1 protein-coding gene is annotated in these 1,225 nt (G+C 67.0%); it reads left to right on the top strand.

From position 1 onward, the window contains the following. Window positions 1-2 precede the first annotated feature (2 nt). The coding region (locus AC07NX_RS26185) for a dicarboxylate/amino acid:cation symporter (RefSeq protein ID WP_494646050.1) at window positions 3-1,225 on the top strand (1,223 nt) is incomplete at its 3' end.

The following is a 1,225-nucleotide window of genomic DNA, read 5'->3' as shown; positions in this document are numbered from 1 at the left end:
CCATGAACAAACGTTTTGCCTATCTGATCATCGCCTCCATGGTCCTCGGGGTCGCCGTGGGCTGGGCCTGCAACCAGTATCTCGACCCCGCGGGGGCCGAGGAGGCCGCCAAATGGTTCAAGATGGGAACCGACCTGTTCCTGCGGCTGATCAAGATGATCATCGCGCCGCTGGTGTTCACCACCCTGGTGGCCGGCATCGCCCACATGGAAGACGCCGCCGCCGTCGGGCGGATCGGCGTCAAGACCATGGGCTGGTTCATCAGCGCCTCGGCGGTGTCGCTGCTGCTGGGCCTGCTGATGGTCCACCTGCTGCACCCCGGCGCGGGCCTGGTGCTGACCGAGGCGGCCACCGCCGCGGGCGCCCCGGCCGCCTCGACCGAGACCTTCACCCTGCAGGGCTTCCTGACCCACCTGGTGCCGGTGTCGATCTTCGACGCCATGGCCAAGAACGAGATCCTGCAGATCGTGGTGTTCAGCCTGTTCGTCGGCACCGCCGTCGCCTCGCTCGACAACAAGGCCCCGCACATCCTGGAGCTGGCCGAGCAGGGCGCCCAGATCATGCTCAAGGTCACCGGCTTCGTGATGAAGCTGGCCCCGCTGGCGATCTTCTGCGCCCTGGCCTCGACCATCGCCGCCCAGGGCATCTCGATGCTGGCCGTCTACGGCAAGTTCGTGCTGGGCTTCTACGCCACCATGGGCACGCTGTGGATCCTGCTGTTCATCGCCGGCTATGTCGTGCTGGGCAAGCGGGTGATCCCGCTGTTCGGGGCGATCCGCGAGCCGGCCCTCCTGGCCTTCTCGACGGCCAGCTCGGAAGCCGCCTATCCGCGCATCCTCGACGCCCTGCCCAAGCTGGGCATCCGCCGCCGCATCGTCTCGTTCGTCCTGCCGCTGGGCTATTCGTTCAACCTCGACGGCTCGATGCTGTACTGCACCTTCGCCACGGTGTTCATCCTCCAGGCCCACGGCGTGCACCTGACGATCCAGCAGCAGATCTTCATGCTGCTGCTGCTGATGGTGACCTCCAAGGGCATCGCCGGGGTGCCCCGCGCCTCGCTGGTGGTGATCATGGCCACCCTGACCTATTTCGGCCTGCCCGAGACCTGGATCGCCCTGGTGCTGGGCGTCGACCACCTGCTGGACATGGGCCGCAGCGCCACCAACGTGGTCGGCAACTCCGTCGCCGCCGCCGTGGTCGCCAAGTGGGAGGGCGAACTGGACGA

The sequence above is a fragment of the Caulobacter sp. GW821-FHT09A05 genome, assembly GCF_059418465.1.
Note: the sequence above shows the minus strand (reverse complement) of the source record. Positions and strands in the feature narration are given on the sequence as shown.